This is a genomic window from Alishewanella longhuensis (assembly GCF_014653435.1).
GTDB lineage: Bacteria > Pseudomonadota > Gammaproteobacteria > Enterobacterales > Alteromonadaceae > Alishewanella > Alishewanella longhuensis.
This window is the reverse complement of sequence record NZ_BNAO01000001.1, coordinates 429,400-449,929: the sequence shown is the minus strand read 5'-3', so window position 1 is coordinate 449,929 and position 20,530 is coordinate 429,400. Positions and strand designations below refer to the sequence as shown.

The 20,530-nt window shown below is 48.7% G+C and carries 17 protein-coding genes; 9 read left to right on the top strand and 8 right to left on the bottom strand.

Going from position 1 to position 20,530, the window contains the following annotated elements; translation table 11 throughout:
* Nucleotides 1-141: 141 nt before the first annotated feature.
* Nucleotides 142-672, bottom strand: a complete 531-nt coding sequence (locus tag IE163_RS01865) for a TIGR00645 family protein (RefSeq protein ID WP_189429552.1) — start codon at nt 670-672, stop codon at nt 142-144.
* Nucleotides 673-812: 140 nt separating this feature from the next.
* Nucleotides 813-2,114: a hypothetical protein gene (locus tag IE163_RS01860; protein WP_189429550.1), complete on the bottom strand. Its 1,302-nt coding sequence runs from the start codon at nt 2,112-2,114 to the stop codon at nt 813-815.
* Nucleotides 2,115-2,538: 424 nt separating this feature from the next.
* On the opposite strand from IE163_RS01860, the gene leuA reads away from it, so the two are divergent.
* From leuA to leuD, 4 genes are read left to right on the top strand one after another with little or no spacing between them, the layout of a single operon-like run.
* A complete protein-coding gene (leuA, locus tag IE163_RS01855; protein ID WP_189429549.1) occupies nt 2,539-4,125 on the top strand; it encodes a 2-isopropylmalate synthase in 1,587 nt (528 codons plus the stop codon).
* Complete coding sequence (gene leuB, locus IE163_RS01850; RefSeq protein ID WP_189429547.1) at nt 4,122-5,198, top strand: 3-isopropylmalate dehydrogenase; 1,077 nt, start codon at nt 4,122-4,124, stop codon at nt 5,196-5,198. The genes leuA and leuB overlap by 4 nt, the downstream gene beginning before the upstream one ends.
* Nucleotides 5,199-6,605, top strand: a complete 1,407-nt coding sequence (gene leuC / locus IE163_RS01845; RefSeq protein WP_189429545.1) for a 3-isopropylmalate dehydratase large subunit — start codon at nt 5,199-5,201, stop codon at nt 6,603-6,605.
* On the top strand, nt 6,602-7,204 hold the full coding sequence (gene leuD, locus IE163_RS01840) for a 3-isopropylmalate dehydratase small subunit (RefSeq protein ID WP_189429543.1): 603 nt from the start codon (nt 6,602-6,604) through the stop codon (nt 7,202-7,204). Before leuC ends, leuD begins: the two co-directional genes overlap by 4 nt.
* Nucleotides 7,205-7,244: 40 nt before the next feature.
* Here the strand turns inward: leuD and IE163_RS01835 are convergent, their stop codons facing one another.
* Genes IE163_RS01835 through IE163_RS01825 form a run of 3 tightly spaced genes read right to left on the bottom strand, consistent with a single transcriptional unit; the run spans nt 7,245 to nt 10,515 of the window.
* The gene (locus IE163_RS01835) at nt 7,245-8,129 is read right to left on the bottom strand and encodes a M48 family metallopeptidase (protein ID WP_189429541.1); all 885 of its coding nucleotides are present in this window, start codon (nt 8,127-8,129) and stop codon (nt 7,245-7,247) included.
* A complete protein-coding gene (locus tag IE163_RS01830; RefSeq protein WP_189429539.1) occupies nt 8,126-8,620 on the bottom strand; it encodes an SH3 domain-containing protein in 495 nt (164 codons plus the stop codon). The genes IE163_RS01835 and IE163_RS01830 overlap by 4 nt, the downstream gene beginning before the upstream one ends.
* 2 nt (nt 8,621-8,622) lie before the next feature.
* Nucleotides 8,623-10,515 carry an adenylate/guanylate cyclase domain-containing protein gene (locus IE163_RS01825; protein WP_189429537.1) on the bottom strand — a complete coding sequence of 631 codons (1,893 nt, stop codon included), beginning with the start codon at nt 10,513-10,515 and terminating at the stop codon, nt 8,623-8,625.
* Between the two features lie 77 nt (nt 10,516-10,592).
* Between IE163_RS01825 and IE163_RS01820 the strand changes: the two genes are divergently transcribed.
* Complete coding sequence (locus IE163_RS01820) at nt 10,593-12,146, top strand: HD domain-containing phosphohydrolase (RefSeq protein ID WP_189429535.1); 1,554 nt, start codon at nt 10,593-10,595, stop codon at nt 12,144-12,146.
* Nucleotides 12,147-12,149: 3 nt separating this feature from the next.
* Here IE163_RS01820 and cpdA read toward each other — a convergent pair whose 3' ends face one another.
* The 3 genes from cpdA to IE163_RS01805 all read right to left on the bottom strand — a co-directional run bounded on the left by cpdA (nt 12,150) and on the right by IE163_RS01805 (nt 16,377).
* Complete coding sequence (gene cpdA / locus IE163_RS01815; RefSeq protein ID WP_229833396.1) at nt 12,150-12,956, bottom strand: 3',5'-cyclic-AMP phosphodiesterase; 807 nt, start codon at nt 12,954-12,956, stop codon at nt 12,150-12,152.
* Between the two features lie 19 nt (nt 12,957-12,975).
* The gene (locus IE163_RS01810) at nt 12,976-13,941 is read right to left on the bottom strand and encodes an aq_1923 C-terminal domain (protein ID WP_189429527.1); all 966 of its coding nucleotides are present in this window, start codon (nt 13,939-13,941) and stop codon (nt 12,976-12,978) included.
* A gap of 231 nt (nt 13,942-14,172) precedes the next feature.
* Complete coding sequence (locus tag IE163_RS01805; RefSeq protein ID WP_189429525.1) at nt 14,173-16,377, bottom strand: TonB-dependent receptor domain-containing protein; 2,205 nt, start codon at nt 16,375-16,377, stop codon at nt 14,173-14,175.
* Nucleotides 16,378-16,609: 232 nt separating this feature from the next.
* Between IE163_RS01805 and IE163_RS01800 the strand changes: the two genes are divergently transcribed.
* The 4 genes from IE163_RS01800 to IE163_RS01785 all read left to right on the top strand — a co-directional run bounded on the left by IE163_RS01800 (nt 16,610) and on the right by IE163_RS01785 (nt 20,378).
* A complete protein-coding gene (locus IE163_RS01800) occupies nt 16,610-17,242 on the top strand; it encodes a trimeric intracellular cation channel family protein (RefSeq protein WP_189429523.1) in 633 nt (210 codons plus the stop codon).
* Between the two features lie 95 nt (nt 17,243-17,337).
* Nucleotides 17,338-18,414: a DUF3083 family protein gene (locus IE163_RS01795; protein WP_189429521.1), complete on the top strand. Its 1,077-nt coding sequence runs from the start codon at nt 17,338-17,340 to the stop codon at nt 18,412-18,414.
* A 222-nt stretch (nt 18,415-18,636) separates the two neighbouring features.
* Nucleotides 18,637-19,008, top strand: coding sequence for a hypothetical protein (locus tag IE163_RS01790; RefSeq protein ID WP_189429519.1), 372 nt, complete (start codon nt 18,637-18,639; stop codon nt 19,006-19,008).
* A gap of 2 nt (nt 19,009-19,010) precedes the next feature.
* The gene (locus IE163_RS01785; RefSeq protein WP_189429517.1) at nt 19,011-20,378 is read left to right on the top strand and encodes a class II fumarate hydratase; all 1,368 of its coding nucleotides are present in this window, start codon (nt 19,011-19,013) and stop codon (nt 20,376-20,378) included.
* Nucleotides 20,379-20,530: the final 152 nt, after the last annotated feature.

Sequence of the window (20,530 nt, the reverse complement as noted above, 5' to 3'; positions counted from 1 at the left end):
GCCGGACTTGAACCGGCACGGGGTTTCCCCCGAGGGATTTTAAATCCCTTGTGTCTACCGATTTCACCACCCGGGCATCTTGGGTGCAAAAGCACTAGCAGAACGGCGCGCATCTTATTAAAGCTAATGCCCTATTGCAAGCTATTTCTTACCCTCTGCTGCAATAATTGTATTGCTTGCTGGTTTTTCACGCAAAATCTTATCTAAAAAGCCCATAGCAAAGGCCGAGATAACAAAAGTGATATGAATCAGCAAGTACCACATTATTTTGTCATTGGGGATAGATTCGGTATTCATAAATACCTTTAACAGGTGAATAGAGGAAATCGCCACTATCGAGGCTGCTACTTTGTTTTTGAGTGAGTTAGAGTCAAGTTTGCCTAACCAACCGAGTTTGTCATCGTGGCCATGTAAATCGAGCCGGGAGACAAAGTTCTCATACCCCGAAAACATCACCATTACGATAAGACCACCAACCAGAGCAATATCAATCAGGCTTAGCGTGATTAAAATCAGCTCCACTTCCTTCATGCTAAAAATCAGTGGAATAAAGTGAAATACTTCCTGAAAAAATTTAATACCCAGCGCCAGTAAACACAGGCTTAGCCCTAAATAAATAGGCGCCATAATCCAGCGAGTGGCATACATCAAGCGCTCAAAATAACGTTCCATTTTTCTTCCTACATACAAAAATTTGTTTGGCTCGCACCGTCATCACTATTGTCGCAGCGGGATTGGCTGTAATAACAAAGACGACAGTTATATTGGGTTTGCTTTGCTGCGTTCAAGCAGCAAAGCCCTAATTATTCTGCTTACCAATCCATTGAGGAAGGTAAACGCGGAGTGGTCAGTAGCGTCATAAACCGCTGCCAGCGCTCATCTTCAGTGCTGGCTTGTTCGATATAAGCTTTGACTAAATCCTTACCCCAGTTGTAATTTATTACATAGGCGCCATAAGCCTCAACAAAGCGCAGCCGCTGCCGGGCTTCAGCTTCACTTTGTAATAAATATTGCTGCTGTAATGCCACAAATTGCTCGGCATCAATTTCATTATTTAAATACAGCCGGGCCGTTTCATTACCGGCATAACTTAATTGCGCCAACAGTTTTAAGAAGCGATCATAGTCGGCAGCCTTGCTGGCATCTAAGCCCGCTAAGGGATACAGCACATCACGCTCATACGCTAACTTTTGCTCGCCCGGAAACGCCATTTCAATACCATAGTTAGCGGTGCCTTCGGCAATTAGCGATTGCGGACTAAATAGCGGGTACACACTAAACTCTACCCAACCTAAGTCTTTGCTAAGGTGCTGTTCTAGCAAGGCATTGTAGGCGTGATGGCCCGGATAGCCTTCGTGACAGCCCAGATCCACTGCACGGGAAATATCGATGGGACGTTCGGTGTTAATTTGAATTAAGCTAAAGGCGTTACCTTTAAACCAGTTATAGCCACTCCAGGGTTTATCCTGTACAAACTCCAGGGTAAAGCTTTCGTGCGCCGGTAAGGCTAAATGGCTGGCACTGCGCGCTTTACACTCGCTAATCGCCTGCTCAAACACCGGCTGTAGTTTATCTTGCGGGATCACAAATTGCTGACGATAGGCCACTACTCGCTCGGTCAGATTGCCCTCGCCCGGCACCAGTTGTTCCAGCTGTTGCAGAATAGGTTCAAAGCTGCTTAAAGCGTGTTGCGGTGGCAAGGTATCGTATAACGCCTGTGCCTGCTGCTCAAAACCCGCTCGGCTGCCACTGGCTAATGTATCCGCATGGCTGATCAGGGCGGTTAATTGTTTAGCTAAATAATGTTGGCGTAAACGCAACATAGGATCAGACAGCTGTTCTGCGGTCACCTGTGCTTGTAAGGTACGGGCGGCACTGGCAATATCTGCCGCCGACTTTTCCGATTGCTTAACCTGCTCAGGCCATTCTGCCGGGCCATAGTAAGCATCAACATAACTGCCATCATGCTCGCCCAAAGCCAAGACCAGACGCACATAGTGTTCAGCCAAAGGCGAAAAGTCATTGCTGATTGGCGGCTCTGGCGCTTTGCCGCAGGCACTAAGTAAGGTTACAGACAACAACGTTAGGGTAGAGAGAAACCGTTTAGCATTCACAAAGCAGATCCTTAACAGCGAAAATAATAAAAAGTAGCAGATGGGCTAATCTAGCGGGAGCTGCTGGCCGGTGCAATGCTTCTGTGTAGCCGCTAGCGAATTTACCTATTATTTGTAAATAGCCAAGACCGGGAAGGGCTAATTTTGCTTTTTTTATCCATTTAGCCATCTATACTGTTGCGCTGGAAAAATAACCATGCTATTACTAGTGTCGTTCTGCAATTAACTTACACAGGCAGTAAATGATTTCTTCGGTAATGATTCGCTTTAATAGCCTCCTCCTCGTGCTCCTCTGCGCTGCGCGGGGCCGTGCTTATTGGTGAAATCCCACTACCGATAAACAAAAAACCCCGTGCCCAAGGCCGGGGTTTTTTGTTGGTCCCGGCATGTAGTACGCCAAAGATAACTGGAAAAGGAACGCGTAATGAGTGCTGATAATAAAATCTGGATTTTTGATACCACCTTGCGAGACGGCGAGCAGGCGCTACGCGCCAGCTTAAGCCAAAAGCAAAAAATCCAATTGGCGCATGCCATAGCCCGCTTAAATGTCGATGTAATGGAAGTCGGTTTCCCGGTGTCCAGCCCCGGCGACTTTGACTCGGTGCAGCGCATCGCCCGCGAAGTAAAAGGCCCCATTATTTGTGGCTTAGCCCGCGCCGTCAGTGCCGATATCGAAGCCTGTGGCGAAGCCTTAAAAGACGCCGAACGCCGCCGCATTCATACCTTTATTGCTACCTCGCCGCTGCATTTACAATATAAGTTACGCAAAACCTTGGCAGAAGCTTCAGACCAAGCGGTAGCGGCGATTAAACTGGCCAGCCGCTATACCGACGATATTGAGTTTTCCTGTGAAGATGCCGGCCGCACCCCGATTGATGATTTATGCTGGATTGTCGAGCGTGCTATTGCTGCCGGTGCCACCACCATCAATATTCCAGATACCGTGGGTTACACCATCCCGAATGAATTTGCAGCCATTATCCACACCTTAAGAAACAAGGTGCCCAATATTGATAAAGCCCGCTTAAGTGTGCACTGCCATAACGATTTAGGCTTAGCGGTGGCCAATAGCATCAGCGCCATTCAGGCCGGTGCCCGGCAAATTGAATGTACCGTTAATGGTATTGGCGAGCGTGCCGGTAACTGTTCACTGGAAGAAGTGGCGATGATTATCAACACCCGCAAAGATGTGTTGGCGCCACTTTACACTGATATCAAAACCACCGAGATTTACCGCAGTAGCCACTTGGTTAGCCAAATTTGTAATATGCCTATCCAGCCGAATAAGGCGATTGTTGGCGAAAACGCCTTTGCCCATAGCTCCGGCATTCATCAGGATGGTGTATTAAAAGCGCAAAACACCTATGAAATTATGTCACCTGAGCAGGTGGGGATTCGTCAGAACGAATTAAACCTGACCTCGCGCTCCGGCCGCCACGTTATTCAGCATCGTTTAGCCGAATTGGGCTACACCAAAGACGATTACGACTTAGAAGCCGTGTACAAAAGCTTTGTGGCACTGGCCGATCAAAAAGGCCGGGTGTTTGATTATGATTTAGAAGCCTTAGTGTTTTTCCAAAACCTGCAAGAGCAGGATGAATACTACAAGCTGGAGTTTTTAAGCTCGGCTACCCATACCGGCCATGTGGCCAGCGCCACTATCGGCTTAAATTGTGGCGGCACCGTCTTTACTGAAGCTTGCACCGGCAATGGCCCGGTAGAAGCCGCCTTTCAGGCCATTCAGCGCATTAGCAAATTCAACATTCGAATGGTCGACTTTAACCTACAAGCCAAAGGCAGTGGCGAAGATGCCCTAGGCCAGGTGGATATTATTGCTGAACACGAAGGCCGTCGTTTCCACGGTGCAGGCCTGGCCACAGATATCGTCCGCGCTTCGGTGCTAGCCTATGTGCATGTACTAAATATGATCCAGCGCGCACAAACCATAAGCGCCCATAAACAAGCCCGTAACGGCGATAACCAGATTAAAAAAGCAGCAGGTGAACAATGACAAAGCATTATAACGTAGCGGTATTAGCCGGTGACGGCATAGGCCCGGAAGTAATGGCCGAAGCCATCAAGGTATTAGAAGTCGTCGCCGATAAATTTCAGTTTGGTTTAACCCTAACGCCAGCACTGGTTGGCGGCGCGGCATTAGATGCCACCGGCGAACCCTTACCCGACGAAACCTTAGCGCTGTGTAAAAACAGCGATGCCATTTTATTTGGTTCAGTCGGAGGCCCGAAGTGGACCGGTTTAGCACCCGATAAACAACCTGAGCGCGGTTCTTTATTACCGCTGCGTAAAACCTTTGATTTGTTTTGTAATTTGCGCCCAGGCCAGATTTACCCGGCCTTTGCTGATTTATCGCCGCTGCACCCACGCGTCAGCAGCTTAGGCATGGATGTACTGTGCGTACGTGAGCTAACCGGCGGTATTTATTTTGGTGAAAAGGGCCGCAGCGAAGACGCCGCCTTTGATACCCAGCGTTACAGCGTGGCTGAAATTAGCCGCATTGCCCGGGTGGCCTTTGCTGCGGCGCAAAAGCGCAGTAAAAAAGTCACCTCTATTGATAAAGCGAACGTGCTACAAACCAGTATTTTATGGCGCGAAACCGTAGAGCAAATTGCCAAAGAATTCCCAGATGTCGCACTGGAACATATGTATATCGACAACGCCGCCATGCAGCTGATCCGTAGCCCGCAGCAATTTGATGTGTTGCTGTGCGATAACTTATTTGGCGATATTTTATCAGATGAAATTGCCGCCATTGCCGGCTCGTTAGGCTTATTGCCTTCTGCCAGCTTAAACGGCAGCGGTTTTGGTTTGTATGAGCCAGCCGGCGGCAGTGCCCCGGATATTGCAGGCAAAGGCATTGCCAACCCCATCGCGCAAATTTTAAGTGCCGCCTTAATGCTGCGTTACAGCTTTGGCGAAGAAGCGGCGGCGCAAGCCATTGAGCAAGCCGTACAGCACTGCCTGGAGCAGCATATTGTTACCCGTGACATTAACCCGAAATCGACTTACGGCACCGCTGCCGTTGGCGCAGCCATAGTGGCAACCTTACGCCAGGAGAGCAATTAAATGGGCCAGACCTTATACCAAAAAATTTATCAAAGCCATGTGGTGGGTAAGTTAAACCCCAGCACCGATTTATTGTATGTCGACCGACATTTAATTCATGAGGTAACGTCACCGCAGGCGTTTTCCGGCTTACGTTTAGCTGGGCGTAAAGTGCGCCGCACTGACCTGACCTTCGCCACCATGGATCATAACGTGTCAACGCAGCGCCGCAGCTTAGATGCCGCCGGCGAAACTTCGCGTAAGCAATTAGAAGCCTTGGCCGAAAACTGTGCCGAGAGCCAAATCCCGATTTTAGATTTAACCCACCCGGATCAGGGCATAGTGCATGTGATTGGCCCCGAGCAAGGTTTAACCCAACCGGGCATGATTATTGTTTGTGGCGATTCGCATACCTCTACCCATGGTGCCTTTGGTGCGCTGGCTTTTGGTATCGGCACCTCAGAAGTAGAACACGTACTGGCGACGCAAACCTTGCCGCAGCAACAAGCCAAAACCTTAAAGGTCGAAATTAACGGTGAGCTATCACCGCATGTCACCGCCAAAGATGTGATTATGGCGGTCATTGGCGAGCTAGGCACTGCCGGTGGTAATGGTTATGTGGCCGAGTTTTGTGGCGAAACCATTCGTGCTTTAAGTATGGAAAGCCGCATGACGCTGTGCAATATGAGCATTGAAATGGGCGCGAAGGCCGGCTTAATTGCTCCGGATGAAATCACCTTTGCCTATTTAGAAGGTAAAGCCCATGCGCCAGGCGCTGAGCATTGGTCTGCTGCCGTAAGCTATTGGCAAAGCCTGCAGTCTGATAGCGATGCGGTATTTGATAAAACTGTGGTGATTGATGCCAGCACTATTGCGCCACAAGTGACCTGGGGCACCAGCCCAGAGCAAGTGATTGCTGTGGATACGCCCGTGCCAGCGCCAGAAAGCTTTAGCGATGAAACTAAACGCCATGCTGCCGAGCGCGCCCTGCAGTATATGGGCTTAACGGCAGGTCAGAAACTAACGGATTGCAAAGTCGATGTGGTGTTTATTGGTAGCTGTACCAATAGTCGTATTGAAGATTTGCGCGCTGCTGCAAGCGTAGTCGGCACTAAAAAAGTCGCGGCAGGTGTTCGTGCTTTAGTGGTGCCAGGTTCAGGCATTGTAAAACGTCAGGCTGAAGCCGAAGGCTTAGCCGATATTTTTAAAAATGCCGGTTTTGAATGGCGCGAGCCAGGCTGCTCCATGTGTTTGGGCATGAATGATGATCGCGTGGCAGCAGAAGAGCGCTGTGCATCCACCAGTAACCGTAACTTTGAAGGCCGTCAGGGCCGTGGTGCCCGCACGCACTTAGTGAGTCCTGCTATGGCCGCCGCCGCGGCTATTGCTGGCAAGTTTGTCAATATCGCCAAAGGAGACTGGGCATGAGCACTATTTTCACCTCAGGGTTAATTTGCCCACTGGATAAAAACAATGTGGATACGGACCAGATCATTCCAAAACAGTTTTTAACCTCAGTCAGCCGCGATGGCTTTGCCGAGGCGCTGTTTTACGATTGGCGCTATTTAGCCGATGGCAGCCCTAATCCAGAGTTTGTGCTGAATTACCCGCAGTATCAAGGCGCCTCTATTTTGCTAACCCGCGCCAACTTTGGTTGCGGTTCGAGCCGTGAACACGCGCCCTGGGCCTTACAACAGTATGGTTTTCAGGTGATTATTGCCGAAAGCTTTGCCGATATTTTCTTTAACAACAGCGTCAATAACGGCATGTTATTAATTCAGCTCAGCAAAACCAATATTGAATTGCTGTTTAACCGCTGTGCCCAGGGGTCGCAACACTGGCAAATCGATCTGGCCAGTCAGGAGATTATGTTCGGTAATAACGCCGCTATGGGCTTTAATATCGATGCCGATATTAAACAGCGCTTATTGTCAGGCTTAGATTTTATCGGCTCCAGCGAGCAACTGGCCTCACAAATTACTGCCTATGAACAGCAACGTAAAGCCAGCATGCCCTGGTTAGGCTAATACCTCGCAACCTATATGCAACCAGGCAGAGCTGCTGGCGTTATTTGCGCCGCAGCGCCGCCTGATAACGCTCTGGCAAATCAAGCCTTACCGAGCGGGTATCTGGGTGCTGTTTTTCCAACTTTTGTAATTGTTGCTCTATATTAGTCAACCGATCAGCCGGTGCTGGATGGGTAGCCAACAGTAAACTGATTGCACTACTGTTTCCCTGCATACTATCCAGTTTCTGCATAACAGCGGCTAAGGCATAAGGATCATAGCCGGCGCGCGCAGCTAACCGAACAGCCAGGGTATCAGCAGCTAATTCATCGTCGCGGCTAAGACCTTTGGTAAAGAGTTGCTGCCCGGCATTTAGCACACTGTCGGCAATTTGCCGGTTTCGATAATTGTTTAAACCCGATCCCGGTTTACGCTGTTCCTGATAGCTCACCACTGTGGTCGCCAGACTACTCAAAAAATTCATCGAGTTATCACGCTCAAGCTGTGCTAGCTGATGGCGTTCAGTAACATGTGCAATTTCATGCGCCAGCACCACTGCCAATTCAGCCTCTGAATTTAAATTCGCTAATAAACCAGAGGTAACAAAGACGTAGCCTCCAGGAATAGCAAAGGCATTGAGATCCGGTGTATCCAGCACCCCAAAAGTCCAGGGCAAGTCAGGCCTATCTGAATAGGAAGCCAGATAGCGGCCAACATTGTTGACATAGCTCTGTAATGCTTTATTGGGATGCAGTTTACTGGCACCTAATAACATGGCAGCAAAATCATCCCCTAATGCCAGTTCTTGCGGTTCATCGATAGAGCCCAGTTGCGTCAGACTGCTACCTACTTTGCTCAGCGCCCCAAAATCAATATTACCTGCAGTCATTTTACAGCTTGCCAGACAGCTGCATGCCAACACTAACCATAATGCATTCAGTTTCATTTTTTACGCTCCTGCACTTTGATACTGCTGTCTGTTTTCAAGTTGGCAGCTTTGGCAAACGTCTGAGCCTGCTCTGCCGGTTGCTGGAAACTTTGCAACAACACTAATTGCTCAAAATCGGGTTTAGCGTTGGTGATAGCTACTTTATCCAGGCCACGAACGCCGGTACTGCTGGTAACTTGTTGGTGACTGCCTCTCATCAATCCCGTAAGTTCACGCAAAGGAACATTGTCAGGCTGGTAGCGCTCCTTTACAAATTGCAGTTGAAAAAGGCGTAGCCAGCCCGTTGCTTGTTCTGGCACTGCAACCTGATACCAGCCGCCTTGTCGCTCCAGCACTGCAACAGGTTGCTCGGCAGCAAGGCGAGCCAACTCAGCGGCATCTGCCACTGGCTGAGCAAGCAAAGGAGTGGCCTGTTTCACGGTAGCGTTGGTGTCGGCCAATGCCACTGGGGATAGCAGTAGCAACCACGCCAGAAAATGGACTTGCATCGTTAGTCTCCTAATCGATAAATTTGAATACTGGCCTGGCGTCCTTTCAGCTGCACTGCGCCCACTGAATACAGTGGGTATTCAGCTGTTAACGCCTGGCGGGTTTGCTCTGAGCATAGCACTCGGCCGTAGGTTTTGCTAACCGACTCCAACCGACTGGCAATATTTACCGTGTCGCCAATGGCGGTATATTCTAGCCGCTGCTCAGTGCCTAACATACCCACTACCGCCTCACCGGTGTGAATGCCAATGCCAATATCAAATTGCCGCAAGGCAGCGGGTAAACTCGCTTTAAATTGTTGTAAATTCTCCACCATAGCGGTGGCGGCTTGCAGCGCCAAATCTGCCTGATTAGGCTGTGTCAGCGGCGCGCCCCAAAATGCCATAATGGCGTCACCAATAAACTTATCCAGGGTGGCATTGTACTCAAACAACGTATTCACCTGCATGGCGAAATAGCGGTTAAGTAGCGCCATCACTTCAGTGGCGTCCAGTTGTTCACTTAAACTGGTAAAGCCACGGATATCGGTAAAAAGGACGGTAATTTGACATTTTTCTGCGGCCCCTATCTGGTTTTGCCCCACTAAGGAAGCCACCACTCTCGGATCGAGAAAACGCCCAAACAGGCGAGTAGTATGTTGACGTTGCAAATATTCACGTAAGGCAGCTAGAGTATTAAAACCGGCAAAGCTTAATAACAACCACAACCAGATTGGACCTGACGCAAATAACCACCCTATTTGCATAAAGACCGGCAAACTTGTCAGTAGCAACAAACCATTAAGTAAAGTCCAACCGGCGCTACTGATACAAAAACGACCAAAGCCCGTTTGCTTTTTATAAAGTAATAGTAAACCAGCCAGCTGCCAGCATAATAATAACAACAACCAACTATCGGATTGCCGGTGCAAGGCATTTTGCTGTAATAAATTATCAATGGCTGTGGCCAATAACACCATACCGGGCTGCTGCGGCGCTATAGCGGTATTTTTTAGATCGGCCAAGCCTACAGCGCTAGATCCGACAATCAGAATTTTATTCCGGAACACTTCAGCATATTCGGCCTGTGGTGCCAAGGCGAGCTGGAAAGCTTTAACAAAGCTGATACTGGGATAAGGTACGGCTTCTGTCCCCTGGAAGGTCAACCATAATTCTTGCTGCTGGGGTAAAGTCCTACCCTGATCAGCACCCGCCACCCGCCAAGGCATAGCAGCAAAAACCCACTGCTCACCCGCTGCGTTATCTTGCCTTTTGTGCGCTGATGCCTCCAACGCAGCTAAACTATGTCGCAGGGGGTAACGGCGAAAAATACCATCCTCATCAGGCACCGCATTAATCATTCCGACCCGCTCTGGTAAAGCGTGAAAACCCAGCGGCCAGAGAGCAGTGATCCTTTGTTCGGCCGCGCCCTTTTGTAGCGCCAATCCCGCAGGTAAAGCGGCCGCGGGTATCGCCTCACCTTGGCCGGCAGGTAATATCACGGCACTTAAAAACAAATTCGGTTGCCGGCTGGCCGTTTCTATCCAAAAGGCATCGTCGTCGGGCCGGTCTTTATCGGCCTCAGTTAGCAATACATCGATAACCCAGCTTTGTACCTGATATGGCTGTAAACCTTCAATTAAATAAGCATAAACACTGCGCGGCCAGGGCCAGGAGCCTAACTCTGGCGCTAAGCTGGTTAACGAGACATCATCAATATCAATCAGTAATATATCAGGATGTGGTTGCCCGGCAGAAGCCGCATGCCAACGGTTACTTAAATCGAGACTGTACCAACGTAAAGCTTGTAGATAGCCAAAATAGTGGCTTAATATCGCCATCAACAGCAATATTATGGCTAGGCCAATGGCTGTTTGCGGCGAGGTTATAGCATGCCCAGATCTATTATTTGCCAACGGGGTTTAACTCCAACTGATTAAACTCTGACTATACTTATCACCATAGCTGAAATTTGGATATAGGGTCCTGACTGATGGAAAATATTGAACAGCTGGAACACTTTGTAAAGATTGGTCTGGCATTAGCACGGCAAAGTGACACCACTCAGCTACTGGAGCAAATTCTGCAAAGTGCTCAAAAACTTAGCGCGGCAGAAGGGGGCACTATCTACCGCTGCAACGGCCAGCAGTTAGAATTCGCGACCTTAATTAATCATCGATTGCAATTACACCAAGGCGGTACATCGGATCAGAGCCCACAACAAGCGCCGATCCCCCTCTTCATTGATGGTAAAGCCAACGAGGGCGCGGTGGTTGCCTTAGCAGCGAATCAGCGGCAGCCGATCATTATTGATGACGTGTACCAGAGCGCGCTAATCAATCAGCAAAAAGCACGTCAATTTGATCAACAAATGGGCTATCACACGCAGTCGATGCTAACAGTGCCGTTATTAGATCATCAATCGGAGGTCGTAGGTGTATTACAGCTGATAAATTGTTTAGATAGCAACGGCCAGCCGCAAGCTTTCTCTTTAACCATTCAACGCCAAGTCATAGCCCTGGCCTCATTGGCCGCTATGGTAATTACCAACAAACAATTAGTGCAAGAGTTAGAGAACTTGTTTGATGCGCTGTCACGTTTACTTGCTAAGGCCATTGATGAGAAGTCACCCTATACTGGCGGCCATTGTCGACGAGTGCCGGTGCTGACGATGCTATTAGCAGAAGCCTGTAGCCAGGTGACCACTGGCCCTCTGGCCGATTTTACGATGAGCGCAGCTGATAAACATGAGTTGTCAGTGGCGGGTTGGCTGCACGATTGCGGTAAAATCGCTACACCAGAACATATCATGGACAAAGCCACCAAGTTACATGGTTTACATGACAATATCGAACTGGTGGCGGCCCGCTTTGAAATTGCCGCGCGGGATATTGAGCTCGATTCACAATTAGATCAGGCTAGCAAGGCAGCGCAATTAACGCAGCTACGGGATGATTTAGCGTTCTTGCGCACTTGCAACATCGGTGGCGAGTTTATGTCGCAAGATTTACAGCAGCGGGTACATGATATCGCCGCTCGCTATCAGATAAGCCTTGGTGGGCAACTGCAGTCCGTACTTACTGCGGCTGAGGTCACCAATATGTGCGTAGCACGAGGCACGCTCAACGACGAGGAAAGACGTATTATCAATCGTCACATCGATATTACTATCGATATGCTGGAGTCGCTGCCTTTCCCCAAACATCTGAAAAATGTGCCGGAATATGCGGGCGGACATCATGAAAAAATGGATGGCACCGGTTATCCACGCGGCTTAAAGAAAGAGCAGATGTCGGTGCAAGCGCGCATTATGGCAATAGCAGATATTTTTGAGGCTCTCACAGCCAGTGACCGCCCCTATAAAAAAGCCAAAACGTTGTCAGAGTCCTTGCGCATTCTTGGCTTTATGGCCAAAGATCAGCATATCGATGCCGATTTATTCCGGGTATTTCTGCAGCAAAAGGTGTATTTACAATTTGCAGAGCAATTCTTAAGCCCCGAGCAAATTGATCCTGTTGATTTAACGAAGATCCCAGGCTGGCAGTGACCTCTAATATCCCTGACTGGCTAAATCAACGTTAAATACGATGCCTTGCACCCGGCTAACGCCGGTATCGATGCGGCCATCGGCGTGCAAGTCCAGCCAACGATAACCTGGAGCCTGCTGATCTAACGCAAAATCTGCCGAGCCGGGTAAAAATTGCACGCAGGTTGACGGTGAGGATAAATAACGCACGCCATCAACGGTGCGGTCACTCTCCTGGTGCACATGCCCCCACAACACTGCGCGCACATGACTATGGCGTTTAATAACCGCCGCTAGCGCATCAGCATTTTGTAACCCAATTTTATCCATCCAGGCGCTGCCCATCGGCAGCGGATGATGATGCAAGCACACCAGTGTATGCAGATCCGGTCGCTCGGCTAAGGTATCCTCCAACAGCTGCAGTTGCTCCGCCTGCAAATAACCAAAAACCGCCCCTGCTACCTGCGAGTTGAGTAAAACAAGTTGCCAGTGCGTAGCGCGTACCACCTGCAGTAAGGCCGGCGTATTTGCAGCAACGTGTTGCATCACCTCTGCGTTGTCATGGTTGCCATTTAACCAAAATGCCGGACAAGCAAACCCTGCCAGCGCTTGCTGCAAATGTTGGTAAGAACGTACAGTGCCGTCCTGTGAGAGATCGCCGCTAACCAAAAGCGTGTCGATGTGCGCCCGCTCCTGCCGCACAATATCCAGTACACACTGCATACTGTGTAAAGTATTGATCCCTAGCAGTTGGCCCTGTTCCGGCCCATGCAAATGGGTGTCGCTAATTTGTACCAGCCGCAGCGGTGATGTGTTATCCAGATTATACAAAGGCCACCTCTGCTGCTGGTTACGGATTAACGGTTAACTGCAAATTAGTAAACTCTATCAGTTGCTCAGGCGTTTGCCACTGCGCCAGCACACTTTCATCCTGTAATTGCGCAAAGCTCAGTGGTTCCGTCAGCTGAAAGGCGAGTTTGATATAGCGAGGTTCTGCCACAAAAGCTTGTAATGCAGACAAAACAGCCTCGGGCAACGCCGTATTGCTATTAAGGTATTGCTCCAGTTGCGGTTTTAAGTTGCTTAATTCTGCCGTTTGCTCTGTGGCTTCCAGCGCACTGTGCAGTGCTTGTAGAAAGCCGCTATTACTTATTTCAATGCTGCCCCGCTGCAGCTTGCCTAGCGCCAGCGCGTCACTAAGGCTGTTACTATAGGCGGCAGACTGGCTGTAACTTTGCTGCGCCTCTGCATCCATCTCGGTTAAATTACGGGCGAATTGCCATAACGGCTGCATCTGTTGCAACGTGAATTGATAGTCGAGTTTAAATTGCTCACCAAATGCCAATTGTTGTGTCAGCAATAACTGACCATTGGTGGGCTGATACTGGTATTGATAGTGCGTACTCAGTGCTAAATCTTTACTCAATTCCGCCAGTGCTGGCGGTAATAAAAGCTGCATACCTTGCGCCAGCTTTACCCCGTCGATACTCACCTCGCCTTGATCTGCCAAGGTGCCCGGTTTAAACCCTTTCACCTGAATGGCGGCAACATCCAATAGCACCCCCAAACCTGCTACATTTACCGCCAGATCATAAATACGATAATCATTACGCCAATAATTTGCACTAATACGCTTATAGCTTAGCGCCACACCTGGCATTAAGCCTTCGGTCGCCATAACCGCATAGGATTCATTAATAACCTGTATTTGTTCGGCGATCAGGGCACCTGCTTTATAATTTACATAGTGATAAACCCCGACACCCGCCGCAATCACTATCCCGATAATTCCGCCTAACAGCACTTTTTTTTGCATAAAAAACCTGAAGAATAAAGACAAGAGCAATACAACCGACAGTGAATACAAAGCGTCAGTTGCACCTGGTTGTAAACTCAGAGAGCGCTAAAGCATAACAGTTCCGGCAGAAATAAAAAAACCTGCAATGGTAATTGCAGGTTTATCGCTGATAATCACGTCAAGCGGTAATAGGCTCCGCTAAAGGCATACCTCTGCGGGAACAGGTTGCAAGCCGTTGTCGAATGGCGTTTAAAAATCGTAAGACACTGATACCCATAAGCGACGACCATCAATATAGGTGCCACCAATAGCGCTGGTAGTATGTGAATACAGATAAGCATATTCAGTATTGCCATTCCACTCATAAGGGCGGCTCTCGGCAAAGTCTTTGTCTTGCAGATTGTAAATAACTGCGTTTAATCGCAAATTATCCTGCAAGCGATAACTGGCACCTAAGTTAAACACGCTATAGCCCTTTAACAGGTTGTCTGTGGCATTGGCTATCGCCAGGTTCTGGCCCGAAGTCGGATAGGTCGCAAAACGTTTACTATCACTCTTATACTCGGCTTCTAACCAGCTACTGAACTTATCCGTTAGCTGCCAGGTAGCGCTAGCAGTTAGCTGGTTTTTCGGGTTATTAACCAAATAAGTGCCAGCATCGGCGCCACTCTTTACCTCGGTATCCATCCAGGTGTAAGTCGCTTTGGCGGATAAGGTGTCGGTAAACTTGTAGTTTGTGGTTAGCTCAATCCCCCGGCTTTCCGCTTTATCCAGGTTAATTTGCTGGCTAAAGTCACTTTGTGCACTAAAGTTACCCACTGTCATACAGCCCGGACGATTTAACGGGGTATTGGCATCAGAATACAAGCAGTTTGGTACACTGGGGCCTGTGGCAAATTTATTTTTAAATTCGTTAAAAAAGGCCGTTGCGGTAACCGTTAGATTGTCATGGTTGTTATAGTTGACACTCACTTCATAGTTGGTGGTTTCTTCCGGTTTTAAATTTGGTGAACCCAAGGTGACTGAAGCGCCCTGAGCAGTAAAGCCTGTTACACCATCATGTAAGGCATTCGGCGATGGCACTTTATAGCCAGTACTCACACCGGTTTTGAGCGTCCATTGCTCGGTGGTATTCCACACAAGGTAAGCCCGTGGCGTAAAGTGGCCACCAAAGGCGCTATGATCTTCATAACGGCCACCTAAGGTCAGACGTAAATCGTCGCGCAGTGACCATTCATCTTCGGCATAAACTGAACGTGAGTCTTGCTTAAAGGCATTACCTTGCCCGGCGGCACCATCGATCACTTCAGCATCTTTATACTCAAAGCCTACTGATAATAAGTGATTCGCCAGTGGCATCACAAAGCGGGTGTCGAAAACAATATCGGTATTTTCTAACGTACGCGCTTCACCACCAATAGCGATATAACCAAAGTCAGGGGCGTTACCAGCAGGTAAGGTACGGCCTTCTTGTTCAGATACCACTTTGCTTAGTGAGGAATCCCAGGTCCCTGCCGCTAAGTATGCGCGATGACCTATTACTTGCTGCTCGCGGTAAAAACGCAGTTCATCTTCATAGCCGGCAATACGCAACGGTGAGCCATCAGGGCGGTAGGTGTCTAAGGTCCCTAAGCGGCCATCGGCATTGCTATATTTTTGCCGGGCACTGTCTACATCCAGCCAAATTCTATGTTGTTCGTTTAACTGATAGGTAAGCTTGCCACCAACCGCATAGTTATTGCCTTCAGCTGGCCGTGGATCCCGTCCAGTGCCATTTGGGTTCATGCGCTCTGAGCTAGCCCGATCAAAAAAGCGGCCACGTAGTTGTAAGCCTAAGCCTTCTGCTAAAGGCCCACTTACCCCCAGGTTAATGGTGGTCGCATCAGCCGCATCACGATCTTCCTGCAGCAGATGATCTGCCGACACATTACCGCCCCATTCAGTCGCTACGGCTTTGGTAATAATATTCACCACCCCACCCATAGCGTCTGAACCATACAGGGTGGACATTGGCCCACGGATCACTTCAATGCGCTCGATAGCAGATAGCGGCGGTAAAAAGCTGGTAGAAAACTCGTTAAAACCATTCGGGCCAATGTTCCCCGAGGTATTTTGCCGGCGACCATCAATGAGAATAAGGGTATAATCTGAGGGTAAGCCACGGATCTGAATATTTAAACCACCAGTTTTACCTACACCGTTACGCACATCCACGCCTGGAATCGATGAGAGGGCTTCAGCGATATTGGTAAAGCTTTTTTGTTGTAACTCGGCTGCCGTAACCACACTGATACTGGCTGGCGCATCAACTAAACGCTGTTCAAAACCGGCGGCGCTCACCACAATAACTTCGATATCACTATCATCAGCAAGTTCTTCATTTGCCCAAACCGGGCTAGCAACAGCAATAGCAGCGCTTACAGCAGATACCAGACAGGCACGACGAAACAACATTACAAACTCCTCAGATAAGTCATTTTTGATAAGCCAAATTAGCTAATGGCGCTTGCCATTTACCCACAACAATTACGCGAATAATAATAGTTATCATTGCTTAGTGCAATTGAATTCTCAGTCAGATCATTAGCGTCTGCAGGTTTTTTTGGCTGGAGTTGTATGCCACTCAGGCGTAAGGTGCTATTGTTCAAGCAGATAATTTTGTAATCGGCGTCGGAAATTTTGGCAGATGTTGGAATATATTCATTGGTTTGATTTAGCAGGTATAGCGGTGTTTGCGATCTCCGGCACGCTGGCAGCCTGGCGCAATCATATGGACGGCTTTGGCGTTATCGTGTTAGCCAGCGTAACCGCCATCGGCGGGGGCACCCTGCGCGATTTGATCCTGGATGTACCGGTGATCTGGATGAATAACAATACCTATTTTTACGCCATTTTTATCGCCGCCATTGGCACCATTCTGCTGGTGCGCAACCGCCTCACCATCCCCAATAACACCCTGCAAATTGCGGATGCCTTTGGCCTGGCATTTTTTGTCATTATGGGCACGCAAAAAGCCCTGGATCATGACACCTCCAGTATGGTGGCTATCTTACTGGGCACCATGAGTGGCGTTTGCGGCGGCATGATTCGCGATGTGTTGTGCCGGGAAATCCCTATGGTATTTCGTGGCGAGCTCTATGCAGTAACCTGTATCTTTGGCGGTATTATTTACACCAGCTTATTAGCCCTGGCCGTGCCGCAATTTTATGCCATGGTGGCAGGGATGTTAGGCTTGCTATTGTTACGTTTAGCGGCCATTAAGTGGCATATTACCATCCCCGTTTTTGGCAAGCACCATCAGGAACTAAACGAGCCTTAACACGTTATCAAATCGGCCAAAACCTTAATCCAGAACAATAAAACGCCGCGCTGTTATCAGTAGACTGCGCAGCAATTACTTGTCTCGGAGGTGCTATGGCCAGTCATAATCCACATCGCGTGTATATTCCTACTAATGCCCGTTCTAATCAGTATTTATTAGCCGAAATCAAGCCTGATGCTGCTTTCTATGCCGGCTTTGCCTCTGCGGCAGACTGCTATCAGCAGTTGGCGCAGCAGCTATTTGCGTTAATGACGCAGCATGAACTTCGCAATGTACAGCTGATTGCTAATGATAAATTACCGGTAGTACGCTTTCATGAAGAAGCCTATAGCCTGCAAACTGAAAAGCAAATTCTGTTTTTCTACAATCCTAAGTACCATGAAGGTCAGGGCATATTCACTACACCAGACTATCAAGCGCGTAAGCTTAGAGTGGTGTTCCTGGCAACAGGCGAAGAGTTACGCTCGCAGGCAGCGCTATTCCACAGTAAAGTGGTGCAACTTTTAACGGCCTGGCAGCAGCAGTTGCCGGGTAGGCCTGCCATCAAATTGCGCGATCATCAGCAGTTATCCTATGATTTATTTGCCAAAGCCAAAGGCCTTAAAGAAAGCTATGGTTATAAACTACGTGGCTTGTACCCGCGCTATAAAGCCCGGCAGTGCACACTGCCAGACGAACATAGCGAAATTACTTATGTCACGGTAACACTGCCACTGACCCGCCAGCTCAAGCAGCATTTTTTAACGGCGGATGCCACCGACTTCAGTTTACTGTATCAACAGTTAGAGCAACGCTTTACCGCGGCGTGCGCTGGCAAAAAGCTGGATAAGCTCGCAGTGGTTGCTAATGGTTTAACACCGGTGGTACGCAGTAGTAAATGGGATAAAGTCGAAAATAACCGCGAGCTACAAAAGGTAAGCTTTAACCCAGATTGCAGCGAGCCGCAACTGCTGAGCTTCTGGCAAGCCGACAAACTGGTTGAGAGCGCACATTTTATTATTGTGGCTGATAAAGACGACAATACCGAGTTTGGCTATGGCCGCTTTATGAATCAGGTCGAAGAGGCACTGCGCAGCTTTGCCCGTCAGCTGGAAATACCCGGCGAGCGGCAAGATCTGCTGGTAAGGTTTTATCAGCATATTAGCTATATTATCCCTGCTGCAGAATAACCTATTACCGCTGTTACGTTTAATATGGGGGCGTTGGCCCCCTGATTTACCTTCTTGCTCAGTCAATTTGTTATCGCTCTACCGCTAGCCCCTTTTAACTCCCCCCTTGGTTCGCTTTGCGACTTGATGCTGTATTAGCAGTCATCACAACAACATTACTATTAACCCTTGACTTTGCAATAATGATAACTATTATCATTTACATAAAGTTCCGGAGGTTTTATGACCACAACCACTTCGCCCTGGCATACGTTGTTTCGACTAGAGAAACAGTTACTGGCCCCTTTTGACCCCAAGCAACATTATCCACGCCTGATTGCCGACTATACCGCCAGTTGCTGCCGTATCGCCGCACAATTACAACAAAGTAATAATCTGTTATTACAAGAATGGTGTTTACGTCAGGGCTTGTTTAACCTGGCGCGTGCCGCCATGTTTCATAAAGCTCAGCAGCCAGTTTATCAATGTTGCCTGGATCAGCTCTATCGCCCCATGCTGGCGTTAAACCAGCTTTATACTGTGCAGCGCAACGGCCAAAAACGGCAACTTGCGCTGCAGGCCAGCCTTAATCAAATTTTTTACTGCCAGGAGTAAGTATGCAATATCGTATCGAACGTGATTCCATGGGTGAGCTACAGGTACCAGCCGAGGCACTGTATCAGGCACAAACGCAGCGCGCAGTGCAGAATTTCCAAATTAGCAACAAGCCAATGCCGGTAGGTTTTATTCAGGCCTTACTGCAGATTAAAAAAGCCGCCGCGTTAACCAATGCCAATTTGCACTTATTGCCTGAAGCAGAGGCAAAAGCGATTACCCAGGCGGCAGAGCAGCTATTAAATACGCCAGATTTTAGCCAGTTTCCGGTAAGTGTTTACCAAACCGGTTCTGGCACCAGCAGTAATATGAATGTTAATGAAGTGCTGGCCACCTTAGCCACTAAACTCAGTGGCCATAAAGTGCATCCTAATGATCATGTTAACCTTGGGCAAAGCAGCAACGATACCATTCCTACTGCCATTCAATTAAGCAGTTTACTCGCGTTACAACACCAGCTACTGCCAGCATTAACGGAATTACAGCAGGCGCTTGATGTTAAATCTGCCGCTATTGGTCATATCGTGAAAACCGGTCGTACCCATTTAATGGATGCGATGCCGGTCACTTTTGCGCAGGTGTTAGGTGGCTGGCACAGCCAGCTTAGTCATGCACAGATCCTGATAAAACAACACATTCCGCTATTAAGCCAGTTAGCACAGGGTGGCACAGCGGTGGGCTCAGGCATTAATGCCCATCCTGAATTTGCTCACCGTTTTGCCACCCAACTTAGCGCCCAGACGGGCTTAACGCTAAGCCCAAGCAAAGACTTCTTTTTTAATTTAAGCTCACAAGACGGCGCCCTAGCCCTCTCGGGTAGCTTAAAAACACTTGCTGCAGCGTTATTGAAGATAGCAAACGACTTGCGCTGGATGAACTCAGGCCCTTTATCGGGCTTAGCGGAAATTAGTTTAGCCGCGTTACAGCCCGGCTCTTCTATTATGCCGGGCAAGGTGAATCCGGTAATACCGGAAGCCGTTGCCATGGCCTGCGCTCAGGTGTTTGGCTGCGATACCGCTATAAGTATTGCCGCACAATCAGGGAATTTTGAGCTTAATGTAATGCTACCCTTGGTGGCCGATAACCTGCTGCAAGCCATAAGTTTGCTCAGTGGTAGCTGCCGGGCATTAGCGAATCAGGCCGTTAACAGCTTTACAGTAAACGAGCAGAATATTGCGAAAAGCTTGGCGCAAAACCCTATCCTGGTTACCGCATTAAATAGCCGTATTGGTTACGACAAAGCCGCCGCTATTGCCAAGCTGGCCTATCAGCAGCAACGCCCTATTTTAGATGTTGCCGCCGAGCAAACCGATATTAGCCGTGATGAACTAGCGCAATTGTTAGATCCGGCGAAACTTACAAAGAACTAGACGAGGGCTACAAATACACTCTTGCTGTGCTGAGTATCCTCACCCACAGCATAGCAAGATAAAACAATTAGTTTACAGGTAAAACATTATTGCAATCCTAAAAACATTATTTTATGGTGATGCTTAACAATAACTCAAAAAATCTGTACCGC

Coding starts and splice junctions, on each gene's coding strand:
- IE163_RS01865 (WP_189429552.1), bottom strand. CDS start 672: ATGGAACGTTATTTTGAGCGCTTGATGTATGCCACTCGCTGGATTATG.
- leuA (WP_189429549.1), top strand. CDS start 2,539: ATGAGTGCTGATAATAAAATCTGGATTTTTGATACCACCTTGCGAGAC.
- leuB (WP_189429547.1), top strand. CDS start 4,122: ATGACAAAGCATTATAACGTAGCGGTATTAGCCGGTGACGGCATAGGC.
- leuC (WP_189429545.1), top strand. CDS start 5,199: ATGGGCCAGACCTTATACCAAAAAATTTATCAAAGCCATGTGGTGGGT.
- leuD (WP_189429543.1), top strand. CDS start 6,602: ATGAGCACTATTTTCACCTCAGGGTTAATTTGCCCACTGGATAAAAAC.
- IE163_RS01835 (WP_189429541.1), bottom strand. CDS start 8,129: ATGAAACTGAATGCATTATGGTTAGTGTTGGCATGCAGCTGTCTGGCA.
- IE163_RS01830 (WP_189429539.1), bottom strand. CDS start 8,620: ATGCAAGTCCATTTTCTGGCGTGGTTGCTACTGCTATCCCCAGTGGCA.
- IE163_RS01820 (WP_189429535.1), top strand. CDS start 10,593: ATGGAAAATATTGAACAGCTGGAACACTTTGTAAAGATTGGTCTGGCA.
- IE163_RS01810 (WP_189429527.1), bottom strand. CDS start 13,941: ATGCAAAAAAAAGTGCTGTTAGGCGGAATTATCGGGATAGTGATTGCG.
- IE163_RS01805 (WP_189429525.1), bottom strand. CDS start 16,377: ATGTTGTTTCGTCGTGCCTGTCTGGTATCTGCTGTAAGCGCTGCTATT.
- IE163_RS01800 (WP_189429523.1), top strand. CDS start 16,610: ATGTTGGAATATATTCATTGGTTTGATTTAGCAGGTATAGCGGTGTTT.
- IE163_RS01795 (WP_189429521.1), top strand. CDS start 17,338: ATGGCCAGTCATAATCCACATCGCGTGTATATTCCTACTAATGCCCGT.
- IE163_RS01790 (WP_189429519.1), top strand. CDS start 18,637: ATGACCACAACCACTTCGCCCTGGCATACGTTGTTTCGACTAGAGAAA.
- IE163_RS01785 (WP_189429517.1), top strand. CDS start 19,011: ATGCAATATCGTATCGAACGTGATTCCATGGGTGAGCTACAGGTACCA.